Genomic DNA, 20,119 nt, shown 5'->3' with positions numbered 1-20,119 from the left:
AGGTGGTGACGGGTTCAGTCGGGGATACGCCGACGGAACTGTTGTGTTTGCCCGTTCTGTGGCGGAACGGCTGGCTGCTCGGCTCCTTGACGTGGAAGCCCCGGATCAACGGGAGCTTCCTGCTCCGGAACGGCAAGACCTCCGGTCCCGGTCGGTTCGGGGGTGGTGGTGGGAGTGGATGTCGCCGAGGACGGTCCACTGGGTGTCGGCGTACCCGTGGGTGCCGACGGCTCCCACGTCGGGGCAGTCGTGGGTGCGGGGGCGGTGGTCGTGGGCATGTCGCTGCCGGGTTCGGTGAAGTACTCGATCGGTTCGTCGGCCAATGCCGCAGACGCGAAGTCCGCCCAGATGGCGGCCGGGAACGATCCGCCCGTGATCGAGTAGTTGCCGCCGGTGCCGTCCAGACTGACTGGGCGGCCCTTCTTGTCGGCCTTGGTCATCATCACGGCCGCCGACATCTGCGGCGTGTATCCCACGAACCACGCGGACTTGCTGTCATCGGTGGTTCCGGTCTTGCCCGCGACGGGTCGCCCGACCCACGAAGCCCGCGTTGCGGTGCCGCTGTTGACAACCGACTGCAAGGCGTAGTTCACGGTGTCCATCGTGTCCTCGTCGAAGACCCGATCACCCTTCTCGTCGGACCGATACGCGATCTCACCGGTATTGCGGGTGATCTCCTTCAAGATGGTCGGCTCGTGATGCACGCCTCGGGCGGCGAAGGTGGCGAAAGAGCTGGCCATGTCGATGGGACGCGGCGACGGGGAGCCGAGCACGAACGTGAGGTTCTTCTCGACCCCGGGGGTGTCCTTCGGCAGCCCGGCCCGCTCGGCGGCGTCGATGGTGTCGTTGACCCCGACTTCGCTCTCGAGTTGCACATAGGCGGTGTTGATCGAGTTTGTCGTGGCGGTGAGCAGGCTGACGGGCCCGAAGGACGAGTTGCCGAAGTTCTCCAGCGTGTAACCGTCGACAGTCGCCGGAGAACTACCGTTCAAGACCGTGTCGAGCGTGTAGCCCTTCTCGATGGCCGCAGCCAAGCCGAAGGCCTTGAAAGTCGAACCACCCTGGGCGTGGGCCTGAAGCGCGTTGTCGAGCTGATCGTCGAGGTAGTCCTCACCACCGTAGATGGCCATGATCCGACCACTGTCCGGCTCGACGGCAACGAGCCCGATCCGCACTCCGCGGGTGTCGTACTGCGGCCCGCCGCTCTGCACGGCGGCAACGGCGGCCTCTTGGGCGTCCTTCTTGATGGACGTGGTGATGGTCAGACCGCCACCGTCGATCTCGGCCTCGCTCCAACCCTTCTCGACCATCTCGCGCTTGACAGCTTCGAGGATGTATCCGTTCTGGCCCGCCAGTTGGTTGCTCTTGTCCTGCTTCTTGAACTTGGGAAATGTGATGTCGGCTCGTTCGGCGGGCGTGAGCCACCCCTTTTCCACCATGCCGTCCAAGACGTAGTTCCAGCGTTCCGTCAGGCGATCTTCGAACAAGGACGGTTCGTAGTTGCCCGGTGATTGGACCAGTCCGGCGAGCGCGGCGCCCTCGGAGACTGTCAGCTCATCCGCCGACTTCCGGTAGTAGGCCTCCGCAGCTGCCTCGATTCCGTAGGCGCCCCGACCGAAGTAGATCGTGTTGAGGTAGTTCTCGAGGATCTCGTCCTTGGATTCAATGGTCTCCAGTTTGACGGCCAGGATCAGTTCGTTGGCCTTGCGCAGGACGTTCTGGTCCTGGGTCAGGTAGGCGTTCTTGACATATTGCTGCGTGATCGTCGAGCCGCCTTGGGTGCTGCCGCCCGTGAAGTTGTTCCACACGGCCCGGCCGATCGCCTCGGGCGAGAACCCGCCATGGTCATAGAACGTCCGGTCCTCGGCGGCAAGCATCGCGTACTGCACATCTTCGGGGACATCGGACAGCGGCACGCTCGTGCGCCGGACATCGCCGATGCGACCGACTTCGGTCTTGCCGTCGGCGTACATGACTTTGGTGGTCTCGGCGATCGCGACATCGTTCGGCTGCGGGACCGGGAGCACGTAGACGGCGAGGACGAACAGGCCGACGCCGATCAGCGCCACGGTGACCAATCCCCCCAGGACCAACTTCCATGACGGGATCAGCCTGCCGACACCGGTCCGTCCCGACCGTGGGTAGTCGATCACGTGTTTCCTCTCCTGCCCGCGCCTGTGCGCGGGGTTCCATCGCCCCTGCCCGCGCCTGTGCGCGGGGTTCCATCGCCCCTGCCCGCGCCTGTGCGCGGGGTTCCATCGCCCCTGCCCGCGCCTGTGCGCGGGCACCCATCACCGAGGACGTACGAAAGCACCAAGTGGTTCCAGTGACAGCGGCGGCACACTTCCACGATGTACACGCGGAAGGCGCCGTACTCGTACGCCAACGTCTTCAGTTCTTCTGTTGCGCGGACCCGTCCGGACAGTTCGCCCATCTCGGCGCCGAACGTGTACGTCAGCTGCGTCAGATCCGGACGCTGACACACGGGACACGGACGACCCGCGGGTTCACCGTGGTACTTGGCAGTCCGCAGCAACATAGGGTCTGCGTCGCAGAGGTCATCCCGCAATCCGTTGCGCATCAAACCCCGCAGGGCCGCACGGCGCTGCATGACATAGTTCACAACTTGGCGCGGCCGAGTCGGATCGGCGACGTTCTCGGGCTCGGGAAGGGGCTCAGGTCGGGCCTTGGTGGGCCCCCTGGAGACCACGCGGCTGCCCCGTGGGGTGGAGTTCTGCCGCGGGGAAGCCATGCCTTCGAGGGTACGGTCGGCCCCTCGTTCCCGCCCAGTAACGCCCAGCGGCTGTTACCCAGCCGAGACTCCTTGAAATGGCGATCGCGCCACGAATCGAGAAGCGGGCTCTGGACTGACAACAGCGTGGTCTCGCGTGCCACCATGAGCGAGACGGAGGTGTTCGGATGACCCGGGTCGACTACGAGACCTCCGTTCCGGCCCTTCTCTTGATGATCGGCGATCACGCCTGGGATTACGGTGCCCTGGCGACGGTCCGGACTCTGGGTCGCGTGGGTATCGCGGTGTACGTCGCGCTGCGCGACACCGACCATCCTGTGACGTCTTCCAAGTACGTCACAGGTGTCGTGGAGTGGTCGACGACTGGCGAGGAACCGGAAGACGAACTGGTCGCCGGAATCCGACGGGCCTGCGCGACGGTCGGCCGAGCGGCTGTCGCGATCGCGGGCGACGATGAGTCCGCTGTGCTGCTGGCCCGACGACGCGCCGACCTCGATGACGTCTTGCTGCTGCCCACCGTCGCACCCGATCTGCCCGACCGGCTCGCTGACAAGGCTGCGTTGGCAGCACTGTGTCAGAGCCTCGGGACCCCGGCTCCGCGCACCATCGCGCCGACGACGAGCGACGAGGTGCGCGCGTTCGCCAAGACCGCGCCCTTCCCTCTCGTCGTGAAGAACCCGGAACCGTTCACTCGGCTGGTCGCACGCGCCGTCCCTGCGACGACCAAGGTGGAGACGGAGGCCGAACTGGACAGCTTGTTGACCGACTGGACTCCGGGCAGGCCTTTGGTGATTCAGGAGTTCATCCCTCAGGCCACCAGCCAGGACTGGTACGTCGCAGCCACACTGACGGACGACCATGTCCCCGCTGTCGCGTTCTCCGGGCTCAAACTGCGCGCCTACCCGGATGCGACCGGCGTCGGGACCCTGTCGGAGTCGCGGTACAACTCCGCCTTGGTGGACATCGCACAGGACTTCTGCCAGAAGGTCGGGTACGCGGGTGTGTGCGACATGGACTGGCGCTTCGACGAACGCGACGGCCAGTTCAAGTTGCTCGACTTCAACCCGCGCCGGGGGGCGCAGTTTCGGACATTTCGCTCGACTGCCGACATCGATGTCGTCCGAGCGCTCCACCTGGTGCTGACCGGGAGATCGGTCCCGCCCGGCCGCCAGGTCGACGGCGTCCGCCACGTCGTTGGAGTCCTCGACCAGAAGGCCTACCTGGCGCAGCGGGGCACCCCCACCACGACCGGGCACGGTCCCGTTCAGGCCTGGGGGAGTGAACGAGCATGGTGGGCTGCCGACGATCCCTCGCCATGGTTTACCTTCGTGCGCCAACTGGGGCCAGTGCGCCGCATCGTCGGCACCGGATCGCCCGAGTCGGCCGCACCGGCGGCTTCCGAGGAGTGGCGTTCACTGGTGCTCCGGGAACCCCCGCCGATTCCCCTCGATAAGCCCGGTCCTCCCCGCCCCATGAAACGCTGGCGGGCCCAGACGGCTGACCACGCCCGCCCCGTGCTGGTGACGGTCGCGCAGAATCAGTCCGCGGCGATCCAGTTGGCACACGAGTCCGCGGCGTGTTCGTGGGCCGCAGACAGTGGGGTTCCGGTGCCGCAACTGGTCGGGCAGGGTCCTGGCTGGCTGATCGCTGAGTTCATCGACAGTCGATCTCCCGAGGGACCCGACTACGTTGCCGCCTCTTTGGCGGCCGCGCAGCAGATCCGGTCCGCGACCACACCGCCGCCGGCCTCGGTGTCCACCTGGAAGGGGAGCCGCCGCAGCATGCCCCAGCGCGTGATCCGGGCGCTGATCGGCCGGCTGCCGATGCGGGAGTTCCGCCAGGTCCGATCCGAAGCAGCGCTGCTACCCGCGGATGCCCTCGTCCACGGCGACTTCAGCAACGCCAACGTGATGCACGCCGCAACGGGAGTGCGGGTCATCGACTGGGAGTTCGTCGGTAACGGAACCTTGGGGACGGATGAGGTACGCCTGTGGTCCACGCTGGAGCACCGCTCCGACCGTGACCTGCTGCTGGAGTCGTTCCTTGCTACCGTCTCGCCGGAGCGTCTGCCGGGCATCGGCCTGTTGATCCATTGGCTCGCCCTACGGCAGTTGGCTGAGAACTTGGCTGCTCCTCGGAAGCATCAGAATCCAGCAAACATCGCGTTGGCGCACACGACGCTGGCTGAGGCGAGGAAGTGGCGTCAGCTGCTGGAAGCGAGGTAGGCGCCGGCGGCTTTCAACGCCCGGGTGGCGGATCCGTCCGGCAGGACCAGGCCGTATCCGGCACGCTTCGGGTCGGAACTGTCGGCGCGGTCCGTGTACCAGTACATGCGCTCCACGAAAGGCATGGACGTGCGGACATGAGCAAGGGACCGCACCAGGTAGGCGGCTTGACGTTTGGGGGTGACTCCCCGCTTCCAGTGAGGGATTCCGGGGCGGTTGGGGCTGGCGCGCCACCCGAACTCGGTGAACCAGATGGAGCGTGACTCGTGGCCTGCCTGACGCATCGCGGCGTACAACTTGGGGACCCGTCCCATCCGGTACATCGAACCGTTGTCGGGTAGTTCGGGGGCTTCGTCGGAGACCCCCTGGTAGGGGTGCACACCCATGACGTCATACGTGGTTCCACCGGCGGCGAACACCTTCTTGACCCAGGTGACGTCGACGTACTGGGTCCCGCCGAACACGACGGTGGCCGCGGGATCCACACTCTTGATGCCGGCATGTGCTGACCGCAGGACCTGTGCGTAGGTGCTCGGGGACGCGCCTCGCATGAAGTCGTTGTGGTTGGGCTCGTTCCAGATCTCCCACGCGTCGACCCGATCGCCGTACCGCTTGACCATCGCGGCGGTGAAGTCCTGCCACGCGGTGAGTGCAGTCGGGGTGCTGGGCGGGACCCGCTCATCATCGGATCCGGTGGCCCAGGATGGTGCCATCCACAGCGTCACCAGAGGACGCAGACCGTGGACCTCGGCCGCGGCGATAGCCGCCTCCACCTGGCTGGTCCCCCACTCATCGAAGGCGCCCGGGCCGTCGGGTTGCAGCATCCGCCACGACACGTCGATGCGAACCGTGCTGGCCCCGTTGCTGTGTAATGCATCGAGGACCGTGGCCCGCTCGGAATCGTCGTAGTCGCCCCAGGTCCCGTGGAACTGAACCCCGAACTCAGGGCCCGAACCCGTCACGGCACCAACAGCCTGAGAGGTGGTCTGAGGCACCATCAACAGTGCGAGCGCGACGGCAAACGCCACCACCACGGCCCCCAACCGCGACATGGTGAAACTGCCCGTACCCATATTTCAGGCATCGGAATGCCAAAGCCCCTACTTGAGCGTTGACGGCGATCTATCGGCATCTCAGGGCGAATTGCCCGATCTATTGCTCTGTTCGAGTGATCGAGGGTCACCCGTCTGGAGTATGTCGGGAGGGTTCACGGCAGCACGGCGCAGAATCTCACCGGCAGCGACTGCCACACCGATCGTGAACCACAGTGTCGTACGCATGAGTGCGTTGCGAAGCGGCGAGTCGACCATGCCCGACACCATGATGGCGCTCAGCGCCGCGATGGTTCCTACCAGCACGGCGGCGACCCAATCGTTCTCACTGGGCCATCCCATCCCCTTGCGCCCCATGACGACAGGCAGCATCGGGACACACGTCACCACCACCACCGCCATGATGGCCAGCATCGCTGCCACGCCGAAGAGTCCCTGTTCGGCGGCGACTGTGAGCACAGTGTTGTGGGCGTGCAATCCTCCTACGGTCTGTTCCAGTGATCTGCTGGTAGAGCCTTCGAGGGGGTAGGCGTTCGGGCCAACTCCGAACCATGGGAAAGCGCCGAACTGGCGCACCCCCTCGGCCACGATGGCCGGCCGATCATCGGCCGGGTTCGACGCCGGGTTCATGATCGAGTTGAACCGGCTGACGACCAGTTCGACCGCTGGGTCCGATGGCGCGACCGCGGCGTAGGCGGTCAGGGCGAGTCCGCCCGCCAGTGCTCCGCCCAGGACAGGCTTGCGGGCCCGTGGGTCGATCACGACCAAGACGATCAGCCCGGCGATAGCGCCCACCCACGCGCCCCGTGAGTACGACTGGATCAGACCGGTGGCCGTGGCCACGGCAGCAGCGAGTGCGACCCAGCGCAGCCAGCCCTTTCCCCTGACGAGCACCGCGATGGCAACCAGAAGCATCATCATGCAGTACACGCCGTACTCGTTCGGCTGGCCGAACACCGACGTTGCCCGGCCCACGATCACGGCCCCCCCGTAGGCGGCGGATACCTCGCCCTCCTGCGCCGGTGTGGGGGCCTTGATGAACGGCCCGACGACGACAATGGCGATAGCGCTGATGAGCCAGGCATAGATGATGGGGCGCAAGCGCTCACTGCTGTCGGCGATACCGGGAACGGACAGCGCCAAGAGCCCGGAAACGATCAGCCAGAGACCGAAGAGTGCCGCATCGGCGCGGTAGGGCGACAGGGCGATCGAGAGCAGGACAGTGACGGTCCAGAACAGGATGGCGCCGCTGAGCGCGATCGGGGGGAACGGTTGTTTCCCGGCACTCCACCGCGACCCGATCATGACCGCGATCACGCCGATCGCGACGACGGTGATGACCTGGGCTGCCCCGATGTAGAGCAGACCCACCGGCGACGCGAGGCACAAGCCCACGACCGCCCACTCGGGACGCTCCAGCAGCACGGCACCGATGGCCAGCGCCAGAACCCCGGCGATCAGGAGAGGAAGCAGCGTTGTCACGCGACCAGCTCCTCGATCACCGCGATCATCGCCGCGGCGACCTCGTTGTCGCCGGGATGCTGCTCAGCGGCCCTTCTGCCTGCCTCTCCCATCCGCCGGCGCAGGACGGGGTCACTCAGTTCCCGCAGTGCTGCTGCTGTGGCGGTGGGATCGGACTGGGGGACCACAACTCCGGCGGGGCCGTCGGGTGTCGTGAGTCGGGAGGCGATGGGCCCCGTACCGGCCATGATCACGGGGATGCCCGCGAGCATTGCCTCCATGCCGACGATCCCGAAGCCCTCCCGATCCGGAGCGTTGCGCTCCGGACTGGGACGGGTTTGCACAGTGAGCGCCGCGACCGCGGTCAGCGTTCTGCCGGCCTCAGGAACCTGGCCGGTGAACGTGACTCGTTCACTCAGCCCCAGGTCGGCGGCCAGGGCTTCCAGGCGGCTGCGCTCTCCGGGTGCGGCCGCATCCTCCCCGCCGATGACCAGGAGTTGCCAATCCGGAGCCGAAGTCAGAGCTTCGATGGCGACATCGACTCCCTTGTACGGGACCAGTCTCGTGATCATGGCAACCGTAGGGCGACCCGGAATCCACCCATGCTCCTGCAGGATTCGGCTCGCGTCGCCGTTGGGCAGCGGGGCAGGTGGTCGGGGTGGCTCGATGATCACGAGGTCCGATCGGCGGGTGGGAGCCCCGACCTCCTGTGCCGTGCTGACGACGGCGGTGACCGCGCGGCCCAGCGGTCGAGCCAACCAGCGGTCGAAGGAATGGTCGTGCTTGACCCATATGGCGGGGAGTCGCAGCCACCGCGCCGCAGGCAGCGCGGCCAGTTGAGCCTTGGCGCCGTTGCCGACGATGACCTGTGGCGGAGCGGCGGCGAGCAGGCGGCGGATCCGCAGGCTGGACGAGAACAACTGCCCCGGCGACGCCCCGGTGGGGACCACATCGACCGGGATTCCGCGGTCACGGAGTTCCGCGACGAACGGGCCATCCTGCAGGACGACGAACCGCCACCTGATCCGGGGGCCGCCGTGATCCACCACGCCAAGGATCCACTGCTCGGATCCGCCCATTGTCGCGAAGGCGGAGACCACAGCCACTCGCGTCATGCTGCCTCCTCACGTTCGCGGCGGACCAAAGCCAGCACCCCGGTCACGGCAGCGGGGTCGACCAGTCGCCCGACTACGAACCACACCAATACGTACACGAGCCCCGCCAGCGGCGCCGCCACAATGACGGGACCGACCAACAGCAGGACCGGAACCATGGCAGCACCGGCGATGGGCAAATGGATGAGCGGGCGCCACAAGGAGATCCCCGCGAATGCTTTCCAGACAGTCACCAACAGAACGGCACCCTGGGCGAGCAGGGTCACCATCGTGGCGAATGCCGCTCCGGCCGCACCGTAGATGGGGATCAACCACACGTTCAGCCCGACATTGACGATCAGCGCAGTCACGGAACCGACCAACACGGTCACGTTGTGACCGCGCGCGATGACGGCGGAGCCCGACAAGTACTGCACGGTGTACGGGATCAGCGCCACGCCCAACCAGGCCGTCGCGGCTTCGGCGCCTTGTTCGTAGTCGGATCCGAAGATCAACGCGGCCACCGCACCCCCGCTGAGGATCAGCACAACCACGTAGGGCGTCATGACCGAAAGGGCCGACGCGACTGCTGTCTCGTAGGTGCGCCGAGCCCGGCGGACAACCGTGGCGGAGGCGATCTCCGGTGTGGCGACCCGAGCGACCGACCAGACGATGAACAAGACCGTCTCGAACATCTTGTACGCGACGGCGTAGTACCCGACCTCCGCGACGGAACCCAGGCTGCCCAGCATGACGGTGTCGATGCGGAACACCGCCATGTTCACGATCGTGAAGATCCCCAGCACCTTCGACTCTTTGAGGAGCCACTTCATGTCGTGCCACGAGAGGTTGCCCCACTTGATCGGCGCGCCCATCCGAGTGGCGACCCCCAGGATCCATACGACCCCCAGGATGGTTCCCACGCAGTACGCGGCAGAGAACGCCAGCAGGCCGCCACCGGCGAGCAATGCCGCCACGGCCAAGGTCGCAGTGAGCAGCCGCTGGATGACCAGGTGTTTGGAGAACATCGCGAGTTTGCGATAGGCGGCCGCAGCCGCGCGTACGGAGTCGTTCACCGTGTCGACGAGGCAGGCCACCGTCACGAGGAACATGACCGCCGGGGTGCTCTCCGGGTCGTTCCACGTAACGGCCATGACGACAGCGAGGGCGACCGCACCCATCACCACCCGCATGGCCAGGATGTTCGCCAAGATCACCGGGACCCGAGCTGGGTCCTTGCTCCCGTCGCGGACCTGAATGATGTCGAAGCCCCACACCACGAAGGAGTTCGCCAGCATTCCGATGGCGAAGGCCCACGAGAAGACACCGAAGTCATCGACCCCCAGCTCGCGGGCCGCGAGAGCGAACATGACGAATGAGGCGCCCTTGCCCGCCATCTCCGCGATCGCCAAGGCCCCCGCTGCTTTCGCGGACGACTTGGCCGTGGCTGGCGCTATGGGGACCTCCGGGGATCCCGCGTCGTCGGGTTTCCGCGGTGGGTCGACTTGCTTGGACACCGTCAGCGATCCCGCCGGTTCCGGAACGACTTGATCCGCAGGGCGGTCTCGTAGGGCAACGCCAGCAGGAGTCGGGTCCGCAGGATGCCGCGTCGGGCGGCCCAGGATCCGTCACTGTTGTGGCGCTGAATCGCCAACCGCGAACGCAACTGCTCATCTCGGCCGGCCAGAGACAAGCTGCGGGGATCGAGTTCGTAATCGATGAGTGGTTCTGGGATGTTGGCAACCCTGCCCGCTTTGGCCATCTCCCAGAACAGGGCGTAGTCCTCGGCCCGTGGATAACGGGTGGGGTAGAGCCCGGTGATCCGCAGGATCGAGGTGCGGAACATGACGGAAGGGTGCATGAAGGCGCTGTTCTTGCGCAGGTAGGCGAGGATGTCTTCGTGGTCGGCAGGTAGCGGCAGCACGAACTGCTCGACACCTTCGAGATCCACGTAGACGGCTCGTGTACCGACCAGCACAACATCGGGATTCTGGTCGAGGAACCGCAACTGGCGGGCGATCCGTCCCGGATGGTTGCGGTCGCCGCAGTCGAGGCGGGCGACGAACTCGTAACCGGCTTCTTGGATCCACCTCAGCCCCGCGTTCAGAGCGCCCTCGATGCCCTGGTTCGAGTCGAGCCTCAGAACGTACAAGCGGCCCTGAACATGGCAATGCCCACGAGCACCGTCCTCGTCCAGGGGTTCCTCGGTACTGCCGTCATCCACCACCAGGACGTCGCACGGCTCGTCGGGACGGATCGATTCCAGCGACCGCTCCAGCCCCGCCGGGTTCTCGAAGTAGGGGATGAGAACCACCACTCGCTGTCGTAGTTCGGTCACAGGTATGAGCCTAGTGTCCGAGCGGGAAGTGCCTGGCCCCTTCGCGCCCGGCAGCGGCGATCTGCGGCGTTGTCTTCCTCGCGAGTAGTCCCACTACTCACTCGTCATCCGCTCAGCATGGAGCGGGTCAACCCTGTTGGTACCGACATCTGCTGCCAGGCAGTAGCCTGCCGAGCGTGAGTCACCCGAACCCGACCGGCTTGGCTGGTGTTCTGATCGCGATACGGCAGCACTGGATCGCCGCACTTGTCGGCGCCCTTGTGGTGCTGGTCCCGGCCGGTGTCATCATCGTGACTCAGCAGAAGGAGTACCAGTCGGAGTCCGTGGTCGGGCTGGTCCCGACGAGATCGATGTCGGACACTTTCCTGCGAACGGTCGCCTCTCAGATTCCGACTTACCTGCTTTCCCCCGAGGTGACACAGCGTGTGGGACAGAAGGCGGGCTTGTCCGCCAAGGACGTCGAGCGGGCGGTGTCGATCGAGATTCCCAGCGCCACGCTGAACCTGACGACGACTGCCACTGCCGACGATCCCGAGACTGCCGCTCTGCTCGCGAACGAGATGGCCACTCAAACACTCCAGGACACGACGTACAAGGAGTACTTCGTGCCCAAGCTGCTCTCGCCCGCCGTACCGCCAGAGAATCCCAGTGGCTTCAGTCGCGCGCTGCTGCTGGCTCTGGCAGTCGTTGTGGCAGCGGTCGTGGCCGCGGTGGCTGCCCTGCTGGCCCGGGACCTTTCGTCGGGCCGCTCGGACTCACCTGACACCGACATCAAGGGCGCCGTCCAGATGTCGTGCACCCAGAACGGCGACGGGTTCGACCCCATCGAGCATCGCCCGACCATGCAACTGTCGGACAAGCAGGCTCTGTGGATCCTCGCAGTCGGTCAGCCGATGATCCTGGGTGCCCCGCATCCGGGGGAGACCCTGACCGTGAACACCGACGGGGACTTCGAACCCGCCGGGACCGACTTCGCCTACTCGTACCAGTGGCAGGCGAATGGCGCTGACATCACAGGAGCGACGGACAAGACGTACGTGCCCACCACCGGTGACCTGGGCAAGCAGGTGACGGTCAAGGTCACGGCCTCGTTCCCGGGGCTGGACTCGGACACGGCAACCTCGCGCCCGGTGACGATCAGCGACATCAAGAACACCGTCGCACCGTCGATCTCAGGCACCCCGGCCGTCGGGGCCACGTTGACCGTCGATCCCGGTCAGTACGTTCCGACGCCCGACACGATCACCTACCAATGGCTGGCGGAAGGTCAGCCGATCCCAGGGGCCACCGGCACGACGTATACGCCCACCTCTGACCAGCGGGGGAAGCGTTTGAGCGCCGAGTTGGTGGTGTCCAAGGCGGGTTACATCCCACTGACCCTGTTCACGGCTGAGACAGCTGCTGTCGGCGACGGTGTCCTGAGTGTCACCGGCAAGCCAGGGATCACCGGGCAGGCCATCGCGGGGGAGACGCTCACCGCTGATGTCAGCGGTGTCACGTTCACCCCGACGCCGCACGCGGTCACGTACCAGTGGTATCGCGACGGGCAGCCGATTCCGCATGCGGACAACGCCACCTATGTCCTTGGCGATGCTGACGCCGGGACCCGGCTTACGGTGTCCGCGTGGGGTCACCTCACCGGCTACGCGGACGTCGAGTCGGCGCAGTCGGACCCGACCGCAATCGTCGAGCGGGGCATCATTCAGGTGCTCTCGGTGCCGCAGATCAAGTACTACAACCCTGACGACCAGTCGTTGACGCCGATCCCCGGTGGCGATGCGCGGTACGGGAACATCCTTGAGGTCGACCTGTCCGATGTGTTCAGCATCTGGCCGAACGATCCGGACGTCGTCTGGTACCGCCAGTCCGCCGGCGCGCAGTCCGCGGCTGCGGTCACGCCCATCAATGGGGCCACCGGTCTGCGTTACACACTGCAGCCGGAGGACATCGGTTCGACCATCTTCGCGAAGGTCACAACGACCAATCCCGGCTACGTGGAGGCGACGGCCACGTCCGACTCGGTGATGGGCGACAAGGGCCTGCGCAAGGCGTCCAGCAAGCCGAAGATCACCGGCAAGAAGCGTCAGGGTGCCAAGCTGAAGTCGACGACCGGTCGTTTCACGCCGAGCGGCACGATGACGTACCAGTGGTACCGCGGCACCAAGAAGATCCGAGGAGCGACGGGACGCAAGTACACGACGCGCAAAGCCGATGTCGGTAAGCGACTCAAGATCGTGGCAACGATCCCCGCGTCCAGCACCTATGAGGCTGCCTCGATCAGTTCAGTTCAGACCAAGAAGATCAAGCCCAAGGCCAAGAAGTCCAAGGCAGGCCCCAAATCGAAGCCGGGGCCGAAGAAACCCGGTCGCGGCTGACCTGTTCTCGGATGGCCTGTTCTTGGATGCCTGTTCTCGGGTGAGTTGTTCTCGGATGACTCGCGAGCCTCGACCTGACGCGATGGCGCGGGTCAAGGCTCCACGGGGGTGACGGTTGCGCCGGTCACTCGGACCAAATCGGAGAAGGTCAGAGGGAACACGGTGTGGGCATGGCCGGCCGCAGCCCACACCTTGGGGTAGTCGGACAGGACGACGTCCACGTAGGTCGGTAGTGGTTCGGGGTGGCCCACCGGGGCCACGCCGCCGATGACCTGTCCTGTGGACTGTCGTACCGTCTCGGCCGGGGCTCGCCGCAGGGTGCCGCCCAGACGCCCCCCGAGCCAGGCGGTGTCGACTCTGTGTCGACCGGAAGTGAGCACCAGGATGGGTTGATCATCCAAGGTGAAGATCAGGGAATTGGCGATCGCCCCGACCTCGGTCCCCAGCGCATCCGCCGCTGCTTGTGCGGTCGTGGCGGCGTCGTCGAGCCACGTGACCCGGATATCCAGTCCCTTCGATTCCAGGTCCGCGACCACACGATCGACGGAAGGGTGGTTGCGATCAACCATGTTCTCTCTCCTCGTCCTCCGCGGTCTCTCCTCGTCCTCCGCGGTCCGGGTCTGATCGGCTGGGTCTGGGGTCTGCTGCGGCTGGGTTGGGCGGGTTGGGCGGGTTGCGCATGGTGTCAACGGGGAACTCCCGCAGGCTCACGCCCGCTGTGTAGGCGATCGTAGCCATGTCGGATGGCCAGGGTCGGATGGCCAGGGTCGGATGGCCAGGGTCGGATGGCCAGGGGTGGATGGCGGTGAAGGCGACGCCCGGCCTTGGGGCCTGCGACTGCGGTCGAGACCGACTTCGGTTGAGACCGACTCCAGTTGAGAGGGACGTTTGCGACGAATCGCCCGCACCGACGCATTCACCCTGGTGGTGGGCGGGGTGGTGGCTCACACTCGGGGGGTCGCGGAAGCAAGCCCGGATGCGCCGATCCTCGGTTCAGTCGGTCACGAGGAGGACTACATGCGAACATCCAGCAAGGCGGTAGGCGCGGTGGTGCTGTCCGTGGCCAGTGGGGTGGCAGCCGGCGCGCTGGTGGGGTTGCCGGCGGCGGAGTCGGCACCTGCTGCGTCGAGTGACGGTGCGCCGGACCACCTGTGGTCGTTGACGGCACGCAACGGATCGCTGACCGGCAAGGACGAAGCCGACATGCGGCTGAAGCTGGTCGGGGTGAGTAGGGCGGTGGGCAGGTATGCCGATCGACCCTCCCGCGATCCCAGTCATGTCACGATCGGGCATTTCTTGAGGGAGTGGGAAACCCGGTTCGCCTTCGCGCCGCCGAATGCGGTGGTGACGTATCAGGTGGAGCGGTCAGCGGCGCCGAGGCAGGTGCAGGTCGTGCTGTCCCGGCCTCGTTACGACAAGTCGTCGGACACGATGCGGTTCGCCGCCGAGCGGATCCACCGCACTGTCGATGATCTGCCCGACCGCACCGGTCAGAGCACGTCGCGACCGCAGAGCACCGTAGCGCGCACCGGTCCGGTCAGTGTGATGATCGATGACAGCGGCGAAGCCCCCGACCCGGTGCCACCCGAGGGTGACAGCCCGCCGGTCGCTCCGACCCAGAAGAATCCTCCGGCAGGGTCGATCATGCCCAACTTCCGGCGCGGCGGCAGCGTTGCCGCTGCAGCGAGCGAGTTCGCGGTCACCATCGACTCTGTTCCTGCCAAGGTGGTCTCCGGGGAGCCTTTCGTCGTCGAGGGTCACACCAGCGGGTTCAGTCCCGGCAACTGGATCAATGTGTGGATCAAAGGGGCGAACGGTGCGGAGTTGGACGCCGGCGGGGTCATCGACAGTGACGACAACCGGTTCACCGTCACCACCCGGCTGATCGGACAGGGGCCGGTGCAGTTGCAGGTCTCCGCCGGGGTGTGGCCCGAAGAGCAATGGTCGGAAAGCGTCAGCCTCAACGTCACCGAACCATCGTTGCTCGGTTCCGCAGCCGCGGCCTACCGCGACGTCCGCGGCGGCACCGTCATCCAGGCCATCGCCACCGACATCCCTGACCGCAGTGGCCTCACGGTTGTCGAGGCATTCCTGTTCCCGATCGGGCAGCCGTCCGCCAAGGTGGTGCAACCGTCCCTGCGCAGCGGACCTCAAGACACCTGGCTGTACGAAACCCGGTTCGCCACCAGCGCCGCTGACGGACCCCTCAACCAGGTCACCCCCGGCAGTGAAGTGCAGTTCAGCACCCAGAAGACCTGCTACAAGTGGATGTATCGGGGTCTGGTGAGGCAACCGTGGGTCGAGGTCTCCTGCCCGGCACCGCGTCCTGTTCCCGATGTGATGGGCATGACGGGAGCGGAGGCCGCGGCAGCCATCGAGAAGGCCGGGTTCACAGTGAACACCTGGCGGGCGAGTTGGGACGGTAGTTGCTACAAGATCAACTTTCGGGCGGATGCTCCGAAGGTCTGGGGTACCGACAAGCGGGTCATCGACCAGATCCCACGGCCCGCCGAACGGATCACTGAGGCCAAGGACATCTACATTCGTTGTGACTCCCGCTGGACCTGACCCTCGATCCTCGGGTCACTGCGCCACATCAGTGCGCCTTCATCGCGGCGTTGGCGGCAGCGAGGATGGGAAGGTCGCCCGGTGTGAGGGGGGGCTGGTGTGAGGGGGGCTGGTGTGAGGGGGCCGGTGTGAGGGGGATGAGGGGGGGTGGAACCTCACCGATCCTCGGCGAGGAAAACGCTCAGAATCTCTCCCACAGTGTGTTCGGATTCGACCGGGTGCCGGAACGCCTGATCGGGGTGAATCCTGTAGGTGTTGCGGCGCCCGACGCGGGTGGCAGTCACGTAGCCGGCCTGACTGAGGTCCGACAGGATCGCCTGGGTCGCTCGTTCGGTGATCCCGATCTCGGCGGCGATATCGCGCACCCGGGCATCGGGATTGCGCGACACGAAGACCAGCACGTGGCCGTGGTTCGTGAAGAAGGTCCACTGCCGTTGCGCTGTCGGTGAAGTAGTCATCAGGTCTAGTCATACCGGAATCCGAGTGCCGGAACCACTTGGCGCACAGCATCCCGCGGATCACACCGGAAGTGGTCCTGCTCAAGCGGCGAGGGAGATCCTGATCCCCACCCGGCTGGACTTCGCCGGGCGGCCGCGGACCGAGGCCACGCGGGTGCGCACGAACTCCATCGCCCCGAAGGCCTTCGCCTGCCACCCGTACTTGCTGTTGATCAGGGCCTCGACTCGAGCGCTCTCTGTCTCGTCGAGCAGTTCGGCGGTGCCGTCGACCGACGTACCCTGAACCCTGCCCCGCATGTCGCAGGGAGCCAGCATGACGCGGGAGAAGTTCCGCAGTCGCTTCGCCTTGCCCGAGGATGCCTCGGTGATGACGTACAGATGATCACCGTCGCGGGCGACCCAGACCGGGGTGGCCACCGCGGTCCCGTTGCGGCGGAAGGTCGTCAGGGAGATGTAGTCCTCGCGCTCGAAGTCGTCGATGTGTCCCACGCGACCATCTTAGGAACTCCTTACAGTCGCAGTTGCCGCCGGACACGGCGGTGCCCCACGCAGGACCAACCGACCGGCGCCAGGTAGCGGGTCAGTGCCCCCCGGTCGCGCGCGACTACGATTCCACGGTGATCGTCTCCCCTCGCCTGCGGCTTGTGGTCGCCAGTTGCCTGATGCTGCTGCTCGAGCTCGCGTTGATCCGCTGGCTGGGGTCGAACGTGCTGCACCTGTCGTACTTCAGCAACGTTGTACTGCTCGCCTCGTTCCTCGGGATCGGGCTCGGATTCCTGCGCGCCCGCAAAGGCGGCAAACGACCCGTGTTCTTCCTGCCCGTCCTGGCCGGGCTGTTGCTCATCGTCACCCTGGTCCCGGTCGGAGTCGAACGGGAAAGTTCGGACCTGATCTTCTTCACCGCGGTCACCACCAGTGGGCCACCGCCCTACATCGTGCTACCGGTGATCTTCGCGCTCGTGGCGATCATCCTGACCGGGATCGGGATGCTGGTGGCCGAGCCCTTCTTCGATCTCCCCCGCCTGGATGCGTACCGCTACGACCTGATCGGTTCGCTCATCGGCATCGCCGGGTTCACGCTGCTCAGCTTCCTCGGAGCCGCTCCGATCGTGTGGGGTGTCGCAGTCGTTGTGATGGCTTTGGCACTACTGCTGCCCAAACCATCTGCGCTGGCCTACGCGAGTGCGATCGTCGTTGTCCTGGTGCTGGCGGCGGAGTCGTTCCTCAGCGGTGCCATCTGGTCGCCGTACTACAAGATCGAGACCCAATCGCTGGGTACCCCGGTCAACCCGGTCACCACCGTGATCGCCAACGGGGTTCCGCATCAGGCAGTCTGGGACGCGGAGAAGAAGGCCGCAGCCGAACCGTTCTACACGCTGCCTTATGACCGCAGTCTGCGTGACGGGCCCGGGCGGATGCTGATCATCGGCGCAGGCACTGGCACGGACGTCGCCCTGGCGCTGTCCCGCGGGGCAGAGAGTGTGGTGGCCGTCGAGATCGACCCGAAGATCAGGGGGATCGGGAGTACCGCCAACCCCAATCGGCCGTTCGATGACCCGCGGGTCACGACCTACATCACCGACGGCCGTGAATGGCTGCAGAACACCGACGACAAGTACGACACCGTGCTGTTGGCGCTTCCCGATTCGCTCACCTTGGTGGCGGGGGCATCACAACTGCGGCTGGAGTCCTACCTGTTCACGCTGCAGTCGATGGAGCGGGTTCGTGATGTGCTCACCGACGATGGCGTGTTCGCGATGTACAACTACTACCGCGACCCCTGGCTCGTGGGGCGGCTCGCCCGGACGATGGAGCAAGCCTTCGGACATGCGCCGTGTGTGGACCTGAACAGTGAGCAGATCAGCGCATCGCTCTTGATCGCCAAGGACCCTGCCTTGCAGGACTGCGCGAGCGTCGAAGCGACTGCGGCTCTGCTGGCGTCGGCCCCGGAGCCCGCAACGGACAACTGGCCGTTCCTGTACCTCAAAGAACCGACCATCCCCGGTATGTACGTCGCGGTCCTCGTCATGATCCTCGTGCTGAGCGGCCTGGCGGTGATGTTCTCCGGTGGGGGACTGCGCGGCGGTCGAAGGTACATCGACCTGTTCCTGCTGGGGGCCGCATTCCTGCTGCTGGAGACCCGGGCCATCACCATGTTCGCTTTGCTGTTCGGTACCACCTGGCTTGTCAACGCGATCGTGTTCGCCGGGATCCTGGTTGCGGTACTGCTGGCTGTGGAGTTCACGCGCTGGTTCAACCGGGTCAGCGCGCGCGGCCGCGTCCCCCTGCCGATTGCCTACACCGTCCTGTTGGGGTCGATCGCCCTGGTGTGGTTCATTCCACCCGCCGCACTGTTGTCGCTGCCCACCCCCGTGCGACTGGTCGCGGCCATCGCCTTGACGTTCCTCCCCGTGTTCACGGCCAACGTGATCTTCGCCTCGCGCTTCGACGAGAGCGCGGAACCCACCACCGCGTTCGGCATGAACTTGCTCGGAGCCATGGTGGGCGGATGTCTGGAGTACATAGCGCTGCTCACCGGTTACCAGGCGCTGCTGATCATTGCCGCGGTCCTTTACGTGGGGGCGTTGGTGTTGCGTCCCCGCACGGTCCATGGGGCGTCCTCCGGGACCGCGCCGCCAGTTGGTGCCCAGACCACCTCCTGAGCGGCAGCCGCTGGGTCCTCGTCGGGAAGCTGGGTCCTCGTCGGGAAGAGGGTCCCGGTCGAGAGGTGGTTCTCCGATCGGGCGGTGTTCCTGATCGGACAGTGGTTCGCCGTTGCACTGGACCGGTCTGACCAGTCGATATCACCCGCAGTAGCCCGTCGCCGGTGGCTGCACTCAGGCTGCCCTTCGCCGGGCGGCGACGCAGGGGCTGACGCAGTCGCCCGGTGACGGCACAGAGGCGGCCCAGTCCCCGATGGCGACACGGTGGTGGGCAGGTGCTATCCATGAAGTGAGCACTCGGGAGGGAGCCGCGTGAGTATTCGCACTGCATCGGCGATCGGTCTGGCTGTCGTGGTGGGGGCGGGGCTGGGGATCCCGTCGTCGGGTCAGGCGGGAAACCACCAGCAACTCACCCGAGCGCAACTCCTGCAAGTGGGGCTGCACGTGTCGGACCTTCCAGCATCGCTGCGCACGGGTGAGAAGGGTCGGACCTCCGTGATCCGTGCCGGCCGTACTGCCGACGGACCGGACATCTGCCTGAAGAAGTCCGTCGACATCGCCCGAGGGCCTGACCCTCGCCGCCATGTCGTATCCGTGATCCCTGTCGACGGGGATGCGCAGCAGTTGAGCATCACAGCAACGCGCAGTGACATCTACCAGTACCGGTCCCAGCGACGCGCGGCTGCGGCCTTCGACAAGATCCGGCAGAAGGCGCGCAAGTCATGCCGGTACAACGAGAAGGTCACCATGAACACCGGCGGCATCAAGTTGACCGCCGACGCCAAAGGGGTGGTGGGTTCCACCAGCCGCCTGGACGGGGTTCGTGGGATGACGGTGCTGTTCCGGGCCCGGGCCGAGGCGGCGCTGCCCCCGCTGTTCGATGCGTCGGCGCTGGCTGACCGGTACAGCGCCTACCACCTGGCGGGAGGCACCATCGTGCGGGTTTCCTATGCACAGGCCGAGGCCGTCGAAGGCAAGGCCTCGCTCAACAACAAGCGCAAGAAGTACGTGCGGCAGACCGCAGTCACGATCGCCCGGCGGGTGCTGCAGTTGTCCTGATCCGCGCCCTGGACGTCACAGGGAGCAGGGACCAGCCGGCTCGGCGCGAGCGAGTCGATGCTTGAGTTGGGACC

Annotated in this window: 15 protein-coding genes; 5 read left to right on the top strand and 10 right to left on the bottom strand. The window is 66.0% G+C overall.

Features of this window, described 5'->3' with window-relative positions:
* Window positions 1-14 precede the first annotated feature (14 nt).
* The gene (locus tag V9E98_05410) at window positions 15-2,153 is read right to left on the bottom strand and encodes a transglycosylase domain-containing protein (GenBank protein ID MEI2716423.1); all 2,139 of its coding nucleotides are present in this window, start codon (window positions 2,151-2,153) and stop codon (window positions 15-17) included.
* Window positions 2,150-2,752 carry a DUF5318 family protein gene (locus V9E98_05405; GenBank protein ID MEI2716422.1) on the bottom strand — a complete coding sequence of 201 codons (603 nt, stop codon included), beginning with the start codon at window positions 2,750-2,752 and terminating at the stop codon, window positions 2,150-2,152. The genes V9E98_05410 and V9E98_05405 overlap by 4 nt, the downstream gene beginning before the upstream one ends.
* Window positions 2,753-2,919: 167 nt before the next feature.
* Between V9E98_05405 and V9E98_05400 the strand changes: the two genes are divergently transcribed.
* Window positions 2,920-4,977, top strand: a complete 2,058-nt coding sequence (locus V9E98_05400) for a phosphotransferase (GenBank protein MEI2716421.1) — start codon at window positions 2,920-2,922, stop codon at window positions 4,975-4,977.
* Here the strand turns inward: V9E98_05400 and V9E98_05395 are convergent.
* Genes V9E98_05395 through V9E98_05375 form a run of 5 tightly spaced genes read right to left on the bottom strand, consistent with a single transcriptional unit; the run spans window position 4,956 to window position 10,922 of the window.
* Window positions 4,956-6,050 carry a family 1 glycosylhydrolase gene (locus V9E98_05395; GenBank protein ID MEI2716420.1) on the bottom strand — a complete coding sequence of 365 codons (1,095 nt, stop codon included), beginning with the start codon at window positions 6,048-6,050 and terminating at the stop codon, window positions 4,956-4,958. The genes V9E98_05400 and V9E98_05395 overlap by 22 nt on opposite strands.
* 60 nt (window positions 6,051-6,110) lie before the next feature.
* A complete protein-coding gene (locus tag V9E98_05390) occupies window positions 6,111-7,511 on the bottom strand; it encodes an O-antigen ligase family protein (protein MEI2716419.1) in 1,401 nt (466 codons plus the stop codon).
* Window positions 7,508-8,605 carry a glycosyltransferase family 4 protein gene (locus tag V9E98_05385; GenBank protein ID MEI2716418.1) on the bottom strand — a complete coding sequence of 366 codons (1,098 nt, stop codon included), beginning with the start codon at window positions 8,603-8,605 and terminating at the stop codon, window positions 7,508-7,510. Before V9E98_05385 ends, V9E98_05390 begins: the two co-directional genes overlap by 4 nt.
* The gene (locus tag V9E98_05380) at window positions 8,602-10,101 is read right to left on the bottom strand and encodes an oligosaccharide flippase family protein (GenBank protein ID MEI2716417.1); all 1,500 of its coding nucleotides are present in this window, start codon (window positions 10,099-10,101) and stop codon (window positions 8,602-8,604) included. Before V9E98_05380 ends, V9E98_05385 begins: the two co-directional genes overlap by 4 nt.
* A gap of 2 nt (window positions 10,102-10,103) precedes the next feature.
* Window positions 10,104-10,922, bottom strand: a complete 819-nt coding sequence (locus V9E98_05375; GenBank protein ID MEI2716416.1) for a glycosyltransferase — start codon at window positions 10,920-10,922, stop codon at window positions 10,104-10,106.
* Between the two features lie 176 nt (window positions 10,923-11,098).
* On the opposite strand from V9E98_05375, the gene V9E98_05370 reads away from it, so the two are divergent.
* On the top strand, window positions 11,099-13,297 hold the full coding sequence (locus tag V9E98_05370) for a hypothetical protein (GenBank protein ID MEI2716415.1): 2,199 nt from the start codon (window positions 11,099-11,101) through the stop codon (window positions 13,295-13,297).
* A 92-nt stretch (window positions 13,298-13,389) separates the two neighbouring features.
* On the opposite strand, the gene V9E98_05365 is transcribed toward V9E98_05370, so the two are convergent.
* Window positions 13,390-13,866, bottom strand: a complete 477-nt coding sequence (locus V9E98_05365) for a YbaK/EbsC family protein (protein MEI2716414.1) — start codon at window positions 13,864-13,866, stop codon at window positions 13,390-13,392.
* A 448-nt stretch (window positions 13,867-14,314) separates the two neighbouring features.
* Here V9E98_05365 and V9E98_05360 point away from each other — a divergent pair, with 448 nt between their 5' ends.
* Window positions 14,315-15,865 carry a hypothetical protein gene (locus V9E98_05360; protein ID MEI2716413.1) on the top strand — a complete coding sequence of 517 codons (1,551 nt, stop codon included), beginning with the start codon at window positions 14,315-14,317 and terminating at the stop codon, window positions 15,863-15,865.
* Between the two features lie 155 nt (window positions 15,866-16,020).
* Here the strand turns inward: V9E98_05360 and V9E98_05355 are convergent, their stop codons facing one another.
* The gene (locus V9E98_05355) at window positions 16,021-16,323 is read right to left on the bottom strand and encodes a helix-turn-helix domain-containing protein (GenBank protein MEI2716412.1); all 303 of its coding nucleotides are present in this window, start codon (window positions 16,321-16,323) and stop codon (window positions 16,021-16,023) included.
* 81 nt (window positions 16,324-16,404) lie between these two features.
* Complete coding sequence (locus V9E98_05350; protein MEI2716411.1) at window positions 16,405-16,812, bottom strand: PPOX class F420-dependent oxidoreductase; 408 nt, start codon at window positions 16,810-16,812, stop codon at window positions 16,405-16,407.
* Window positions 16,813-16,940: 128 nt separating this feature from the next.
* Between V9E98_05350 and V9E98_05345 the strand changes: the two genes are divergently transcribed.
* A complete protein-coding gene (locus tag V9E98_05345) occupies window positions 16,941-18,986 on the top strand; it encodes a fused MFS/spermidine synthase (GenBank protein MEI2716410.1) in 2,046 nt (681 codons plus the stop codon).
* 312 nt (window positions 18,987-19,298) lie between these two features.
* On the top strand, window positions 19,299-20,045 hold the full coding sequence (locus tag V9E98_05340; GenBank protein MEI2716409.1) for a hypothetical protein: 747 nt from the start codon (window positions 19,299-19,301) through the stop codon (window positions 20,043-20,045).
* Window positions 20,046-20,119 lie beyond the last annotated feature (74 nt).

Source organism: Candidatus Nanopelagicales bacterium (assembly GCA_037045355.1).
Taxonomy (GTDB): Bacteria; Actinomycetota; Actinomycetes; order S36-B12.
Note: the sequence above shows the minus strand (reverse complement) of the source record. Positions and strands in the feature narration are given on the sequence as shown.